The sequence below is a fragment of the Streptomyces sp. NPDC017943 genome (assembly GCF_044328425.1).
Classification (GTDB): Bacteria; Actinomycetota; Actinomycetes; order Streptomycetales; family Streptomycetaceae; genus Streptomyces; species Streptomyces djakartensis_A.
The window spans coordinates 693,274-708,801 of sequence record NZ_JBIRHH010000001.1; the positions used below are offsets into that span (position 1 = coordinate 693,274).

The window sequence follows — 15,528 nt, forward strand, 5'->3', positions numbered from 1 at the left end:
GATAGGTCGGCCGCTCTCGCGGCCGTCAGCCTCAACGGCAGAGGAGAACAGCGCCGGCCGCAAGGCCGGCTTGGAGGAAGAAGGCCGAGAGCAGTACGGCCCCTTACGGGGCCGACAGAACGAAGCCCCCTTGACCCAACGGCAAACAGATGAGGGGCGCGGCAGCGCCCCTCCTGTGCATGGGTTGCTGCAAGTAGGCCAGCAACAGGGGCGGCCGGAAGGCCGCCACAACGGCAAGCTAAGCCGCCAGCAGCCTCCCAAGGAGCAGGGTTATGGGGCGTCACCACGCCCCACTTGCCGCTGGGGTAGCCCCACTACAACTGCCGATGAGGGCTACTTGTGTTAGCCACCGAAGATCGTCTTGTCAAAGACGGACTTGCACTGAGAGCACCTCATGCGGTTGGTACTCATCGGGTGCACCGTGTGCGTGCCGCACACCGGGCACTTGTGCCCCTTGGCCATCTGCCTTCCCCTACCTACACGCGAGCGCGCGACCCAGCATCACGCATTAGCTCGGAGCGTACCTCCTGACCTGCATGGAGGGCAGCCAAATCAACTAATCATTAATCGGCGCAGGAGCAAACGAAACAGCCGCCAAGGGCGGCTTATCGGCTGTCGAGCCAACCCCCCAAGCTACTCAGCCCACCCCACGGTCATGTGTGCTGTGGTGTAACGGAGCACCCAAGACAGCCGAAGCACATGGAAGCACCGCCAGTGCGCACTTCCCGGCCAAGTTCAGCTACACCACTCCAAGGGGCGCCATCGCCTCTGGCGGGGCCGCGCCGCGCAAGGAGCCCCCATAGCGGGAGCCGCTACGCGGCCCCCTACTCGCATCGCTTCGCCGTCGCCACCAGGGCTGCGGAGCCTCGTCCGGTCAAGCTTCGACGCCCAGCTCTACTCCAAGATGTCGAGCGCGGGAAGGCTATCCACGATCTTCATCGTCTCCAGGCTGACAGTGACGATCCGCTTGAGCAGGTCGATGATGTAACGCGGGTCATCGGACCAGTCGTTAGGGTCGTTGACGATCTCCGACGCCTTGTCAACCTTGACCTGGTAGCGGTCGATGATCCACTCGATCGCGGACCGAGCACCGAGCTGGTAGCGGTACGCCTCCTCGGGGATGTTGGTCAGCTTGACCCGGGTGTTGTAGACGATCGTGGAACGGTCAGCTTGCCCCTTCACCTTCGGGATCTTCATCTTGGCGACGCGATACAGCTCGCTCGGCGGTGTCGCCGCAGCGTTACCGGCCACCGTCTCCACGATGCCCTTGCATGGCTCGGCCTGCTCGTAGCCCAGGTGCAGGTCGGCGAGCACGCGGCCGGCCTCAGCAAAGCCGTGAAAGTCCCGGACCTTGGGGATGCGGGGGAGGGACTTCTTCAGATCGGCCGCGAAGCGCTCGCGGTACTCCAGGGAGTGGAGCAGAGCATAGGTGTAGTAGAAGATGTCGTCCTTCGTGATCGTGGCGTCCGTATAGGCATCGCGATACTCCGCGAGGGCGGTGTCGGTGATGTTGTCGATGCGCTCGTAGCGCTGCTCTTCCCCGAAGTCGAAGCCGCCGTCGACCGCCAGCTCCCGGTAGGTGTGGCGTGGGAACAGCGGCCCCATGCTCCTGGTCCCAACCGCATGCAGATTCGGGATGTCGTCGAACATGAGGACTGAGAACGGCTCGTCGGCACCAGGCCCTGTGATGTAGAAGCCGAAGTTCTCATGCTCGGCCGTGGGGAAAAGCCGAGGCAACTGGTACGTCATGTCGTTCAGCCGCGAGTGGAAGTACAGCTTCTGCTTGGTGAAAGGCCGGTAGGACGAGGTGACGACACAGGCGGCGTCGTAGACGTACTTCTGTCCCTTGGCAAGCCTGGTCTTGTCGGCGCGGTTCCAGCTGATCTTCTTCGGGTCAGTATCGATCCACTGCTCCACGTCCCTCACACTGGGCACGCCCAGTCCGCTGGCCTTGCAGTGAACGTGGAATCCCTGCACCTGGTCGTTGTAGAAGTCGATCATCGACTCCATGTTGGTGCGGACCTTCTCCTCGGAGAAGTTATAGACCCAAGAGTCGCGGGCGGAGTTGAGGCCGCTGGAGTAGAGAGCGAACACGGACTGGTTGGCGAGGGCCTTGTCCTTGTCGCCGATAGCTTGGAAGGCGGCGTAACTCTCGTCACGCTGGTTTATCCAGTCGCCCTCAGCGTTCGGTGTGATCTTCTGCCACTCCACGGTGTCCAGGCTCTGGACGCGGAGCTTGTTCAGCTTCTCCTCGCGGGTGAGGTAGTCGTCAACCTCGTAGTAGCGCAGCTCGCAGCCGGACGCGGAGGTGCCGTTCTCGTCGCCCTTGACGAGGATCAGGATGGCGACGGTGTTCCGGCTGCCCGAGCCGAAGATCTTGCCGCCTTCCTTGCGGGACTGCTCGCCAGCCGTGCGCTGGTTGCCTCGCAGGTTGTAGCAGTAGATCGCGTCGAACTCGTTGACCAGAGACTTGCGCAGACCGTCCGCACTGGTGCCGTCGATGTAGCCGCCGTTGGAGACGAAGGCAACAACGCCTTCGCCCGTGATGCGGTCCGAGGCCCAGCGGATGGCTCGGATGTAGGAGTCGTACAGCTTGTTCTTGTTGCCGACCGCGGACTCGGCCACGTACGTCTCAGCGATACGGGCGTCCAGCACCTCGTACTTAAGGTTCTGGTTGTTGTCGTTGACGCTGTCCTGCCCGACCGAGTACGGCGGGTTGCCGATCACGACGGTGACGGGCTGCTCGCGCTGCCTCCTGGCCCGTTCGCTGTTGCCCTCCAGCACGTCCATGCCGTCGAGCTTCGCTGCGCCGCCCTCAGCAAGCTGGAAGGTGTCAGCCAGCACGATGCCCTCGAAGGGCACATAGGCGTCCTTCTCACCGGCCAGGTCAGCGTAGGCCGCTTCGATGTTGATCGCCGTGATGTAGTACGCGAGCAGAACGATCTCGTTAGCGTGTAGCTCCTTGCCGTACTTGCGCGCCAAGTCTTCGGGCTTGATGAGGCCGGACTGGAGAAGCCGCACAGGAAAGGTTCCGGTCCCGGTGAAGGGGTCGATGATGTGGACACCCTCATCACTCAGCGAGCGGCCGAGGTGCTTGGCCACAGCCTGCTCGGTGGAGCGCAGGATGAAGTCGACGACTTCCACCGGGGTGTAGACGATGCCGAGTGCGTCGGCGGTCTTGGGCAGGGCAGTCTTGAAGAACTTGTCGTACAGCTCGACGATGACGTGCTGGCGCCCTTCGTGGTTGTCGATGCCCTCGGCGCGAACCCGGACCGAGTGGTAGAAGTCCTCCAGTGTCTTGGTCTCGGCGTCCAAGCCCTGGTCGTCGAGGACGTCGAGCATGCGCTGCATGGCCTTGGAGACCGGGTTGTGCTCGGTGAAGGCGTAGTCCTTGAAGAGCGCGTCGAACACCGGTTTGGTGATGATGTGCTGCGCCAGCATGTCGATGGCGCTGGAGTCGGTGACGCCGGGGTTTATGGTGGCGCGCAGCTCGACGACGAACTCCTGGAAAGCAGTCTGCTTCTCCGGGATGTTCAGTGCGGCCTTGATGCGGGTGACGTGACGGTCGGCGATCTGGGCGATGTCCTTGGCCCAGTCCTCCCAGTAGTGGCGCTCGCCAACCTTGTCGACGATGCGAGCGTAGATCGCTTCGCGCCAGTCGCTTATGGAGAACAGGGTGTCCTGAACGTGCTGGGCATTCTGAGCTTCCTGCTCCTTTGCAGCCTTCGCGCTGTCCGCCGTGCTGGAGCCGTCCTTACCCCCGACCTCCTCATCGCCGGCACCGATGTGGCCATGGCCGATGATGTCGGGCTTCTTCTTGTTCAGCTCGATCTGGTTGACGGTCGCGTTAAAGCGGTCGTCATGGGCGCGCAGCGCCTGGAGGACCTGCCAGACAGTCTTAAAGCGCTGGTTGTCCGCGAGGGCCTTCTCCGGTGAGACCCCGGCGGGAACGGCAACGGGCAGGATGATGTAGCCGTAGTTCTTGCCCGGCGCGACACGCATGACGCGTCCAACAGACTGGACGACATCCACGACGGAGTTGCGCGGGTTGAGGAACAGCACCGCGTCGAGGCTGGGGACGTCCACGCCTTCGGACAGGCAACGGGCGTTGGACAGGATGCGGGCGTTGTTCTGGCCAGGGTCCTGCTTGAGCCAGTCGAGGAGCTGGTTGCGCCGCAAGGTGTTGAACGTGCCGTCGACATGTTCAACCTCGCAGTGCAAGACGTCGTCATCAGCATCGTCATACGCATCGACGACCTCGTTGAACCGCTCCATGATGGCCTTGGAGTCGGCGATGGACCGGGAGAACGCGACGGCCCGCTTCATCGGCGCTTCGTCCTTGCCGAACCCAGAACCATCAGCGAAGGTGCCGGTGCGCTTGGCCAAGGCGTTCCAGCAACCGATGATCTTCGCTGCATCATCGAGCCGCAACTCGGAGTCGCCGCCGGCGAACCCTTCCTGGAGGGTCTTGGCAACCACGCCTTCGTCGATGGTGAGGATGAGGACCTTGTAGTCGGTGAGCAGCCCCTGCTCCACGGCCTTGCCGAAGCCGAGGCGGTGGAACTCGGGACCGTACTGCGCCTCGTTGTCCATCGAGGCGACGGCCGCGGAGGCGCCCTTGGCTTCCTGCTTGGTGTCGTCGCTGTACACGCGTGGGGTGGCGGTCATGTACAGACGGCGGTCCGCACCGATGAAGCTGTCGTCGTGGACGCGAACGAACGCGGACTCGTCGTGACCGGACAGGGTGACGCCGGTGGTGCGGTGGGCCTCATCGCACAGGACCAGGTCGAACCGCGGCAGGCCCTGCTTCTGGGCGGCGGAAATGGTGGCGATCGACTGATAGGTCGAGAACACCACTGTCAGGCCCGGCACGGCCTCGACGCTGGCCATCTGTGCGATCAGCCGGTCGGGGCTCGTAGTCGCGGGCAGGGCGAGGTCGTGGGTGGACATGTCCTTGTCGTCACCCTGGGCCTTCTGCTTGCCGACTTGGGCGTCGGAGCAGACCGCGAAGCCACGCAGCGGGACCTCGGCCTCATACGACCACTCACGCAGCGACTGCGAGAGCAGGGCGATGGAAGGCACCAGGAACAGGATGGTGGTGTGCTCACCCTGCCCAGCCTCGGCCCGCTCCTGCTGAAGCCGTTCGGCGATCTTCAGGCTGGTGAAGGTCTTGCCAGTGCCGCAGGCCATGATGAGCTTGCCGCGGTCGTGCTCGGCGAAGCCGGTGAAGACGTCGTCGATCGCCGCCTTCTGGTGGGGGCGCGGGCTCTTCTTGTCCCGCAGCGTCATCTGGACTTCGTGGTCGATGCCCTCCACGGGGAGGTGCCACTCGACAGCGCTGTTCGCGATGTCGGACAGCCCTATCCGAGTGACGAGGATCTGCTGGTCGTCCAGCGCCTCTTCCGCGTGGACACTCCACTTGTCCGTCGTGGAGATGATCATCCGACGGGTGAAGACACCCTTGCCGGAGGCCGTGAAGAAGGAGTCGATGTCCTCCTTGCGGACCGTATGGTGCGGCTCGTAAAACTTGCACTGGATGGCGCAGAAGCCACCGGTCTCGCGGTCCTGCGCCACCAGGTCGATGCCGGTGTCGCGCTTGTCCTGCTCCGCCCCCGGCCAGTCGGCCCACATCCATACACGGGTGAACTGCTCGGTCCACTGCGGATCGGTGCTGAGGTACTGGACCATGAGTTCTTCGAAGCGGGTACCCCGGTCCCGGTTCCCGGTGGCTCCGTTACGGATCGCCCTGAGTACGTCGTGCACCGTCGTCGTGGTCTCAGCCAACGCGCTTCCCACCCCGTAGCAGCTGGTGGCGCGCGAGCCCACGCGCCGCAGAGTTTGCACCGAAAATCCCCACAACTCTACTGGTTAATACCATGATCCAAGTCCGGGACGACCCTGAAACCGTGGCGGAATCTTGGCTGCTATGACATGGCGGTGCCCCGATCTACCTCCAGGGGGTCACCCCCCACCCCCGTAGGACCTGTAAAGAACTTGACTCATCAGCAGACAAGATCTTTACATGTAGGCATGTTTGATGACGCCCAGCTCGCTCGACGAGCGGAAGAACTCCGAGTCACCGCCGGCGATCACTACCGGAAGGCCGCCCAGTACGACGCGCAGGGCAACGAAGCCCAGGCTGAGCAAGCACGCGAAGCAGCGGTCCGCTCCACGCAGAGGGCCGAGATACACGAACGCCTCAAGGGACGCCCCTGGTCCGCCATGGCCATGGCCTGGCTCATCGGAGCTGACCCGGAGGAGGCACGCAAGCTCCTCGATCAGGTCGAGCGAGTTCCGGCTGAGGAGTTGCTGACCTATGGGGATCGCGACCCGCACCTGGAGTACCGCATCGCTACTCTCCAAGGCCGCGCATGCGAGTGGGCGATGGCCAACGCGATGCGTAACGGCACAGTCGACAGCGTCGTGGACGAAGTGATGCGCATGGAAGAGCTGGGAGTCGAAGTCAACATCGCTGCCCTTGCTCGCATGACAGGCATCTCTCGGCAGACGCTTCACGCCCGCCTGCGCAAGCTGCGTGCCTTCGAGTAGTCACGCCACAGGCCCTCGCGTCATGCGTCTCAACCACACGGTGCGGGGGCTTTCGCCTGCTGTGCCAGCACGTCGTGTCCAGATGGACGGGGCGCCGCTACTCAGCCCGCACAACGAGGGCCAGCGAGGTGCAGACTCGCCGAAAGCTCTGATGCCCAGTCCTGCCGGTGTGGCGCATGCACTCCAGGTCGACGGCTGCCCCGTCCTCCGAAGGCTCGGCCTTCCAGTCGCAGCTCAGGCACTCCGCTTCGAACGTCGCGTCGGTTCCGGGGTGCCGTGTGATCCGGTGCTCGACGTAGCGCAGGATCGCCCTGGTCACTCCTCGCCTCCGTGTGCTTCGCCGAGGTGCGCTCGCAGGGCCACGTTCACATCCGTCGCCTTGGAGTAGTCGCCCGACGAGACGGCGTTGGTTCGCCGCACCGCAAGTTCAAGACAGTGCCGACAGCCGGAGATAGGCTCAGGCTGGGCGCTGGGCAGGGGCAGATACACGGGTCCCGACTGGATGCTGGCGCTTGTTTGCATGGCTCTCCCGAATCCGATCTCCTCTGATCACATCGTCGGGCTGCACACCTGGCGGGCCTAGCGTCTTTCCTGTTGCCGCAAGAACTCGTCCCGGACGCCCTCGACGAGGCTGCGCATGTCGTCGCCGTAAAGCGCCACCGCGGCGAACCTGTCGAACGTGTCAACGTACGTCTGGACGTCCCGCGGGTCCCGCGTTGTCACCTCCGAGTGGAAGGTCTCGACGATGACGAGGCTGTCGTCGTGGATGCTGAAACAGGTCATGGGGAAGTCCGGCTTCCAGCCCGCTTGAGGAACGATGCCGATGGATACGGCGGGGAGCCGTGACAGAGACGCGAGCCGGTCGAGCTGTACGGCCATGACGGCCGGCTCGCAGATCAGCCACCGCAGTACGTGCTCGCAGATGACGAAGTGGAACGAGCGCCCGTCCTCGTACAACACGGCCTGCCGCTCCAGCCGGGCCGCCACCGTCCGTGCCTTGGTCTCGTCCGGCAGAGCCGGAGGCAGTGAGAACACCGCCGTGGCGTACTCAGGAGTCTGAAGAAGGCCAGGGATGAGCTGCCCCTGAAACAGCCTGAGCGCCTTCGTGTTGGCCTCGATGCCCTTGATCGTGTTCTGGTGCTTCCACGCCCCCATACGGCGCAGCAGGCGCCACGCCGTGGCTTCCGTGGCCTCGACTCGGGCCGCCGCGAGGAACTGTTCCTTGGCCTCCTCAGACACCCCGAGGACGGACAGGACGAGGTCGACGTCCTGCACCGTGGGCATGGTCCGGCCGTTCTCGATCTTCGAGAGCTTGCCTGCGGACATGGAAGCCCTACGGGCCACTGCGCTGCCGGTCAGTCCCGATGCCTCGCGCAGTGTCCGCAGTGCTCTTCCGAGGGATTCCGTGGTCAGTGGTGCCGCTCCCAGTAGGTCGCGAACGGCACGGCCCGGGAGAGCGCCAGGTCCCGGTATCCCCGGTACTCCGGGAGGCGGTCGGCGGGCAGGAGTTCACCGCCGAGGAACCGGCCCTCGGGGGTGTAGTGCATCCGGTACACGTCGCGGTCGTCGAAGAGCCAGAAGTCGTGGTCGGGCAGACCCTCCACGTCCTGTTCGGCAAGGTCGATGATGCCGATCGACTCCCCGGCCTTGATGTTTCCGGGATAGGCCGACAGCTCGTAGCGCAGGTAGTCGGTCAGCGGGGAGCGCAGGACGTGGACGCGGGACACCTGCTTGCCCTTGTCAGTCATGGACCGCACCCATGGGTTGTCGTCCCACTCCGGCCCCATGTCCTCGCCGGCCAGGAAGCGCGCGATCTCCTCGCGCTCCTCCTCCACGTCGTACTCGGCCAGCGTCTCCAGCCGGAACCCGGTCCGCTCGAACGTTTCGAAGAGGCGCCCGAACTCCTCACCGGTGAGCACGGAAGTACTCCTCCAGTACGGCCGCGGGGACCATGACCGCCGTCTCACCCTCGGGCAGGTCGAGCTGCGCCAGCCGCTCAGGGTCGTTGATCACGTAACCCTGTACGACGTAGTCCTTGCCGTCGGCCGTGCCCCACAGGGTGGGGCAAGTGCCGTTCTTGCAGTCCGGGTCTCCCGAGAGCTTCCGCAGCGGTGCGCCCACGGCTTTCCCCCTCCTGTCGACAGGCTTGGTCAAGGCGATGCTCCCGACCTGCCAACTTCCGGGTCAAGCTCCCCGGCTTTCCAGAACAGGAAACCCGGCAGGCACCCGGTCGTCAGAGATCCGGCACCCGGGAGCAGCCCCGACCGAAGGCGTTCGCAGGTCTCTGCCCTGCTCTCATAGCCCGGCTGTAGCCCCAGGTCAGGACCGGTACGAACACCGTCAGCGGGTCAGCACCAAGTCAGCACGCTCCCCGGAAAAGCCCGGAATCAGCCTGAGAAAACAAGAAGGGGCCAGACCTTACGATCTGGCCCCTGACCTGGGGTTTCATGCTCTGACCAGCGGTTCAGCCGATCAAGGAATCAACCGCTACACGTTGAAGCGGAACTCCACCACGTCGCCGTCCTGCATGACGTAGTCCTTGCCCTCCATGCGGGCCTTGCCCTTGGCGCGGGCCTCGGCGACCGAGCCGACCTCCACCAGGTCGTCGAAGGAGATGACCTCCGCCTTGATGAAGCCCTTCTGGAAGTCCGTGTGGATGACGCCGGCCGCCTCGGGGGCCGTGGCGCCCTTCTTGATGGTCCAGGCGCGGGACTCCTTGGGACCGGCCGTGAGGTACGTCTGCAGGCCGAGCGTGCGGAAGCCGACGTGCGCCAGGGTCGCGAGGCCCGGCTCCTCCTGGCCGACGGACTGGAGCAGCTCCAGCGCCTCGTCCTCGTCGAGCTCGGCGAGGTCCGCCTCCAGCTTGGCGTTGAGGAAGATCGCCTCGGCGGGGGCGACCAGGGCCCGCTGCTCGTTCTTGAAGTCCTCGTCGGTCAGCTCGTCCTCGTCGACGTTGAAGACGTAGAGGAACGGCTTGGTCGTGAGCAGGTGCAGGTCGTGCAGGAGCTCGGCGCGCTCGCTGCCCTGGACGACGCCGTGCGCGAAGAGCGTGTCGCCCTTCTCCAGGATCTCCTTGGCCTCCTCGACGGCCTTCACCTTCGGGGCGATGTCCTTCTTGATCCGCGACTCCTTCTGGAGCCGGGGCAGGACCTTCTCGATGGTCTGCAGGTCCGCGAGGATCAGCTCGGTGTTGATCGTCTCGATGTCGTCCTTGGGCGAGACCTTGCCGTCCACGTGCACGACGTTCTCGTCCTTGAAGGCCCGGATGACCTGGCAGATCGCGTCGGACTCGCGGATGTTCGCGAGGAACTTGTTGCCCAGGCCCTCGCCCTCGCTGGCACCGCGCACGATGCCCGCGATGTCGACGAAGTCGACCGTCGCCGGGAGCACCCGCTGCGAGCTGAAGATCTCCGCCAGCTTCGTCAGGCGGGGGTCGGGCACGCCGACCACGCCGACGTTGGGCTCGATCGTGGCGAACGGGTAGTTGGCCGCCAGCACGTCGTTCTTGGTCAGGGCGTTGAACAGGGTCGACTTGCCGACATTCGGCAGACCGACGATTCCGATCGTGAGCGACACGTTGCGACTTCCCGTGAGTGGAGGGGGCGGGGGGCCGATGGAGCGGCCGATCCACCAGTCTACGGCGTGCCCGCCACCGCCCCGGCGACGTATCGAACGCTTGCCCAGGCCGGGGTCCACGGCGTGTCAGACAGCCTATTCGGCATATTGAACGACCTAAGTTGGTGCGGTGGAGCGATACAGGACGCGACCTGCCCAGTACGGAACGCGACGCGACCGGCCGCGGCCGCCCCTGCCGCCGCAGGTGAAGCGCGGTGCGGACGGCCGTCCCGCGCGCCCGGCCCGGCCCCCGGGCCAGCAGCGGCCCCCCGGCCAGCAGCGGCGCCCGGCTCCGGTGCGACGGCCCGCCGCCGCCCCCGCTCCGGCCGCCCGGGGCCTGCCGAACCCGCGGCTGACCGGGCTCGGCAGCGGGCTGTTCTGCGCGGCCGTGATGTTCCTGCTGGGCGCCCTCTGCTCGGCCCTGTTCGGGGCGTCGCTCACGGCGTACGGAGTGCTGTTCCTGCCGGTGTGCGTGCTGACCGCGCTGTGGGTGCGGCCCGGGGACCTGATGACCGCGCCCATCGTGGTGCCGATCGCGTTCGCCGTGGGACTGCTGCCGCTGGCCGACGGCGACAGCGGGGCGGGCGGCCGGCTGATGGGCCTGGTGACGGCACTCGCCACGCAGGCCGGCTGGCTGTACGGCGGGACGCTCGTCGCCGGGGTGCTCGTGATCGCCCGCCGGATCCGGCTGATGCACCGGCGCCGGACGGCGGGGGCGCGCCAGCCGGCCGCCTAGAGCTCCGCCACGCGCATCGCCGCGCCGACGATCCCCGCGTTGTTCTGCAGCTGCGCGGGGACGATCTCGGCCTTGACGCCCTCGATGTGGGGCAGGAACTTGTGGGCCTTGCGGCTGACGCCGCCGCCGATGATGAACAGCTCGGGCGAGAACAGCATCTCCACGTGCGCGAGGTACGTGCTCACCCGGTGCGTCGCCCAGTGCTCCCACGTCATGTCGTGGTCCTCGCGCACCTTGCTGGAGGCCCGCTTCTCCGCGTCGTGCCCGTCCAGCTCCAGGTGACCCAGCTCGGTGTTGGGCACGAGGGCGCCGTCGACGAAGAGCGCGCTGCCGATGCCCGTGCCGAACGTGAGCAGGATGACGGTGCCCCGGCGGCCGCGGCCCGCGCCGAAGTGCATCTCGGCGACGCCCGCCGCGTCCGCGTCGTTCAGCACCGTCACCGGCAGGCCGCCCAGCCGCTCGCCGAGCAGCGCCCGGGCGTCGGTGTCGATCCAGCCGGCGTCCACGTTCGCCGCCGTGCGGATGGTGGCCCCGTCGGTGACCACGCCGGGGAACGTGACGCCGACCGGCCCCGACCAGCCGAAGTGGTCGACGACCTGCTTGACGCCGTCGGCCACCGCGTCGGGGGTCGCCGGGTGAGGGGTGAGGACCTTGTGGCGCTCCTGCGCCAGGTCGCCCTTGTCGAGATCCACCGGGGCGCCCTTGATCCCGGAACCGCCGATGTCCACACCGAAGATCTGCATGACACCCACGTTACGACGTACGACGGACGGTCACGGGCCGGACGGCGGTCACCGCCCGGCCCTCGGCACGATCACTCCGCGGAACGTTCACCGGTCCCGGCGCCGCCCCGCCCGGCGACCAGCGCGGCCGCCTCCTCGCGCAGATCGCGGCGCAGCTCCTTGGGCAGGGAGAAGGTGATGGACTCCTCGGCCGCCTTGACGATCTCGACGTCCTCGAAGCCGCGCCGGGAGAGGAACTCCAGGACCTGCTCGACGAGGATCTCCGGGACGGAGGCGCCGGAGGTGACGCCGACCGTGGTCACGCCCTCCAGCCAGGCCTCGTCGATCTCGTCGGCGAAGTCCACGAGGTAGGCCTCGCGGGCGCCGGCGATCTTGGCGACCTCGACGAGCCGCTTGGAGTTGGAGGAGTTGCGCGAGCCGACCACGATGACCAGGTCGGACTCGGCGCCCATCTGCTTCACGGCCAGCTGGCGGTTCTGCGTGGCGTAGCAGATGTCGTCGCTGGGCGGGGAGACGAGCTGCGGGAACTTCTCCTTCAGCGCGTCGACGGTCTCCATGGTCTCGTCGACGGACAGCGTGGTCTGGGAGAGCCAGACGACCTTGGAGGGGTCGCGGACCTCGACCTTGGCGACGTCGCCGGGGCCGTCGACGAGCTGGATGTGGTCGGGGGCCTCGCCGGAGGTGCCGATGACCTCCTCGTGGCCCTCGTGGCCGATCAGCAGGATGTCGTAGTCCTCACCGGCGAACCGCACGGCTTCCTTGTGGACCTTGGTGACCAGGGGGCAGGTGGCGTCGATGGTGGCGAGCTTGCCGCGCTCGGCCTCCTCGTGGACGACGGGGGCCACGCCGTGCGCGGAGAACATGACGATGTTCCCCGGGGGCACTTCCTCCGTCTGCTCGACGAAGATCGCGCCCTTCTTCTCCAGGGTCTGCACGACGTACTTGTTGTGGACGATCTCGTGCCGGACGTAGACCGGAGCGCCGTACTGCTCCAGCGCTTTCTCGACGGCGATCACGGCGCGGTCCACGCCCGCGCAGTAGCCACGGGGGGCGGCGAGCAGGACACGGCGGCCAGGCGAAGCAGACATGCGTCCCATCGTAAGGCCGCGTTCGGCGGGTCAAAGATCGCGGCCGTCCGCGGTCCCCGGGAAGACTGAACGAACGGGAACGGCGGTGACGCGGAGCGGAGGGCGGGCCACGATGGCGGAGACCGGTACGCGGGCCCCTTCCCCGGGCGGGGAGCACGCCCTGCGGCGCAGCCTCGGCTTCCGCGACCTGGTCGTCTACGGGCTGCTCTTCATCGCGCCGATGGCCCCGGTGGGCGTGTTCGGCACGCTGGACGCCAAGTCGCACGGCGCGGTGGCGCTGGTGTACGTCGTGGCGACGGTGGCGATGGCGTTCACCGCGTTCAGCTACGCCCAGATGGTCCGGGTGGTCCCGCAGGCCGGGTCGGTGTTCGCCTACGCGCGCGTGGCGCTCGGCAACGGGGCCGGGTTCGTGGCGGGCTGGATGGCGATGCTGGACTACGTCCTGATCCCGGCGGTGGCGTACCTGTTCTCGGGCGTGGCGATGAACGCGCTGGTCCCGGAGGTGTCCCGGTGGGTGTGGTCGGCGCTCGCGGTCCTGGTGACGACGCTGCTCAACCTGTGGGGCGTCCGGGCGGCCGCCCGGGTGGGCTTCCTGGTGCTGACGATGGAGGTCGTGGTCCTGGCCGTGTTCGTCGTGACGGCGATCGTGGTGCTGGCGCGGGACGGGGCGGAGCGGGACTGGCTGTCGCCGCTGACGGGGGACGGCTCGCAGGGCGCGTTCGCGCTGTCGGCGGTGCTGGGGGCGGTGTCGGTGGCGGTGCTGTCGTACCTGGGGTTCGACGCGATCGCCTCCTTCGCGGAGGAGGTCACGGGCGGCTCGGCGAAGATCGCGCGGGCGCTGCTGTTCTGCCTGGCGCTGGCGGGTGTGCTGTTCCTCGTGCAGACCTACCTGGTGGCCCTGCTGGAGCCGGTGTCGTCGGCGCGGCTGGCGGCGGAGCCGGGCCGGCAGGGGTCGGCGTTCTACGACACGCTGGACGCCGCGGTCGGGACCTGGCTGCACGACCTGGTGGCGGTGAGCAAGGCCATCGGTGCCGCGTTCGCCGCGCTGGCCGGGCAGGCCGCGGCGGGCCGGCTGCTGTTCGCGATGGGACGCGACGGGCGGCTGCCGCGCGTGCTGGCGCGGACCGACGCCGGGGTGCCGCGGGTGGCCCTGCTGGTTGCGGCGGTGATCACGCTGGTGGCGGCGGTGTGGGCGGCCCGCCGCGACGACGGCATGGACCAGCTGGTGTCGGTCGTCGACGTGGGCGCCCTCACGGCGTTCACGCTGCTGCACGCGAGCGTGGTGGGCTGGTTCGCGGTGCGGCGCCGGGGCGGCCCGGTGAGCTGGTGGCGCCATGTACTGATCCCGGTGGCGGGCGCGGCGATCACGGTCGCGGTGATCGTGGAGGCGTCGCCCACCGCCCAGGCGGTGGGCGCGGTATGGCTGGCGATCGGCCTGACGGTGCTCACGGCCCAACGGGGCCGCCGCCCCGCCCGGGACACCACCCCCTGACGCACCCGAGGGCCGGGACCACCGGCCGGGACGGCCGGGAGCGGGCGGGGGTGGGCAGGGGCGTGTTGTCGGTGGGGGCCACTACGCTCGCGGCATGGCAGTGAACACGACCCCGGAGTCCCCGCTGCCCGTCGGTGAGGTGTCGCGCCTCATCGGGGGGTGGATCGACCGGCTCGGCGCGGTGTGGGTCGAGGGGCAGATCACGCAGTTGTCGCGGCGGCCGGGTGCCGGTGTGGTGTTCCTGACCCTCCGTGACCCCTCGCACGACATCTCGGTCGGTGTGACCTGCTACCGGCAGGTGTTCGACCAGGTGGCGGACGTCGTGAGCGAGGGCGCCCGGGTCGTCGTCCTGGCCAAGCCGGAGTGGTACGCGCCGCGCGGGCAGCTGTCGCTGCGGGCCACCGAGATACGGCCCGTGGGCGTCGGCGAGCTGCTCGCGCGCTTGGAGCAGCTGAAGAAGTCCCTCGCCCGGGAGGGCCTGTTCGCGCCGGAGCGCAAGAAGCCGCTGCCGTTCCTGCCCCAGCTCATCGGGCTGGTCTGCGGCCGGGCCTCGGCCGCCGAGCGGGACGTGCTGGAGAACGCCCGGCACCGCTGGCCCGCCGTCCGCTTCGAGGTGCGCAACGTGGCCGTGCAGGGCGTGCACGCCGTCCCGCAGGTCGTGCAGGCCGTGAAGGAGCTCGACGCGCTCGACGACGTGGACGTGATCATCGTCGCCCGGGGCGGCGGCAGCGTCGAGGACCTGCTGCCGTTCTCCGACGAGCAGCTGGTCCGCACGGTCGCCCAGTGCCGCACGCCCGTGGTGTCGGCCATCGGGCACGAGCCGGACAACCCGCTGCTGGACCACGCGGCCGACCTGCGGGCCTCCACGCCGACCGACGCCGCCAAGAAGGTCGTGCCGGACGTGGGCGAGGAGTTCGAGCGGGTGCGGCAGCTGCGGGACCGGGCCCGGCGGTGTGTGCACGCGCTGCTCGACCGGGAGGAGCGCGGCCTGGCGCACGCGCTGTCCCGCCCCTCGATCCAGGACCCGCACCGCATGATCGACGAGCGCGCGGACCAGGTCGAGGACCTGCTCGACCGCGCCCGGCGCTGCCTGCGCCACCAGCTCGACCGGGCCGAGTCGGAGCTGACGCACACGCACGCACGCGTGGTGGCCCTCTCCCCCGCCGCGACCCTCAAGCGCGGCTACGCCGTGCTCCAGCGGCCGGACGGGCACGCGGTGCGCGACCCGGGCGAGGTGGAGCCCGGCCAGACCCTGCGCGCCCGGGTCTCCGAGGGTGAGTTCTCCGTACGAGTGGACACATAGGG

The 15,528-nt window shown here is 67.6% G+C and carries 11 protein-coding genes; 4 read left to right on the forward strand and 7 right to left on the reverse strand.

The window, feature by feature from the left end:
• Positions 1-894 precede the first annotated feature (894 nt).
• Entirely contained in the window at positions 895-5,784 is a 4,890-nt protein-coding gene (locus tag ACH4C6_RS03030) for a DEAD/DEAH box helicase (RefSeq protein WP_398106760.1), read from the reverse strand.
• Positions 5,785-6,030: 246 nt separating this feature from the next.
• Here ACH4C6_RS03030 and ACH4C6_RS03035 point away from each other — a divergent pair, with 246 nt between their 5' ends.
• Positions 6,031-6,549 carry a hypothetical protein gene (locus ACH4C6_RS03035; protein WP_398106761.1) on the forward strand — a complete coding sequence of 173 codons (519 nt, stop codon included), beginning with the start codon at positions 6,031-6,033 and terminating at the stop codon, positions 6,547-6,549.
• Positions 6,550-7,128: 579 nt separating this feature from the next.
• On the opposite strand, the gene ACH4C6_RS03040 is transcribed toward ACH4C6_RS03035, so the two are convergent.
• From ACH4C6_RS03040 to ychF, 4 genes are all read right to left on the reverse strand, one after another.
• Entirely contained in the window at positions 7,129-8,022 is an 894-nt protein-coding gene (locus tag ACH4C6_RS03040; protein WP_398107115.1) for a helix-turn-helix domain-containing protein, read from the reverse strand.
• On the reverse strand, positions 7,959-8,468 hold the full coding sequence (locus tag ACH4C6_RS03045) for a DUF6879 family protein (protein WP_398106762.1): 510 nt from the start codon (positions 8,466-8,468) through the stop codon (positions 7,959-7,961). Before ACH4C6_RS03045 ends, ACH4C6_RS03040 begins: the two co-directional genes overlap by 64 nt.
• Positions 8,455-8,670: a hypothetical protein gene (locus ACH4C6_RS03050; RefSeq protein ID WP_199838666.1), complete on the reverse strand. Its 216-nt coding sequence runs from the start codon at positions 8,668-8,670 to the stop codon at positions 8,455-8,457. The genes ACH4C6_RS03045 and ACH4C6_RS03050 overlap by 14 nt, the downstream gene beginning before the upstream one ends.
• 366 nt (positions 8,671-9,036) lie before the next feature.
• Positions 9,037-10,125, reverse strand: a complete 1,089-nt coding sequence (ychF, locus tag ACH4C6_RS03055) for a redox-regulated ATPase YchF (protein ID WP_398106763.1) — start codon at positions 10,123-10,125, stop codon at positions 9,037-9,039.
• Between the two features lie 169 nt (positions 10,126-10,294).
• Here ychF and ACH4C6_RS03060 point away from each other — a divergent pair, with 169 nt between their 5' ends.
• A complete protein-coding gene (locus tag ACH4C6_RS03060; RefSeq protein WP_398106764.1) occupies positions 10,295-10,900 on the forward strand; it encodes a DUF6542 domain-containing protein in 606 nt (201 codons plus the stop codon).
• On the opposite strand, the gene ppgK is transcribed toward ACH4C6_RS03060, so the two are convergent.
• Positions 10,897-11,643: a polyphosphate--glucose phosphotransferase gene (ppgK, locus tag ACH4C6_RS03065; protein WP_398106765.1), complete on the reverse strand. Its 747-nt coding sequence runs from the start codon at positions 11,641-11,643 to the stop codon at positions 10,897-10,899. The genes ACH4C6_RS03060 and ppgK overlap by 4 nt on opposite strands.
• A 71-nt stretch (positions 11,644-11,714) precedes the next feature.
• Positions 11,715-12,740, reverse strand: a complete 1,026-nt coding sequence (locus ACH4C6_RS03070; protein ID WP_398106766.1) for a 4-hydroxy-3-methylbut-2-enyl diphosphate reductase — start codon at positions 12,738-12,740, stop codon at positions 11,715-11,717.
• A 103-nt stretch (positions 12,741-12,843) separates the two neighbouring features.
• Here ACH4C6_RS03070 and ACH4C6_RS03075 point away from each other — a divergent pair, with 103 nt between their 5' ends.
• Positions 12,844-14,223, forward strand: coding sequence for an APC family permease (locus ACH4C6_RS03075; protein ID WP_398106767.1), 1,380 nt, complete (start codon positions 12,844-12,846; stop codon positions 14,221-14,223).
• A 94-nt stretch (positions 14,224-14,317) separates the two neighbouring features.
• Complete coding sequence (gene xseA / locus ACH4C6_RS03080) at positions 14,318-15,526, forward strand: exodeoxyribonuclease VII large subunit (protein ID WP_398106768.1); 1,209 nt, start codon at positions 14,318-14,320, stop codon at positions 15,524-15,526.
• Positions 15,527-15,528 lie beyond the last annotated feature (2 nt).

Coding starts and splice junctions, on each gene's coding strand:
- ACH4C6_RS03035 (WP_398106761.1), top strand. CDS start 6,031: ATGTTTGATGACGCCCAGCTCGCTCGACGAGCGGAAGAACTCCGAGTC.
- ppgK (WP_398106765.1), bottom strand. CDS start 11,643: ATGCAGATCTTCGGTGTGGACATCGGCGGTTCCGGGATCAAGGGCGCC.
- ACH4C6_RS03070 (WP_398106766.1), bottom strand. CDS start 12,740: ATGGGACGCATGTCTGCTTCGCCTGGCCGCCGTGTCCTGCTCGCCGCC.
- ACH4C6_RS03075 (WP_398106767.1), top strand. CDS start 12,844: ATGGCGGAGACCGGTACGCGGGCCCCTTCCCCGGGCGGGGAGCACGCC.
- xseA (WP_398106768.1), top strand. CDS start 14,318: ATGGCAGTGAACACGACCCCGGAGTCCCCGCTGCCCGTCGGTGAGGTG.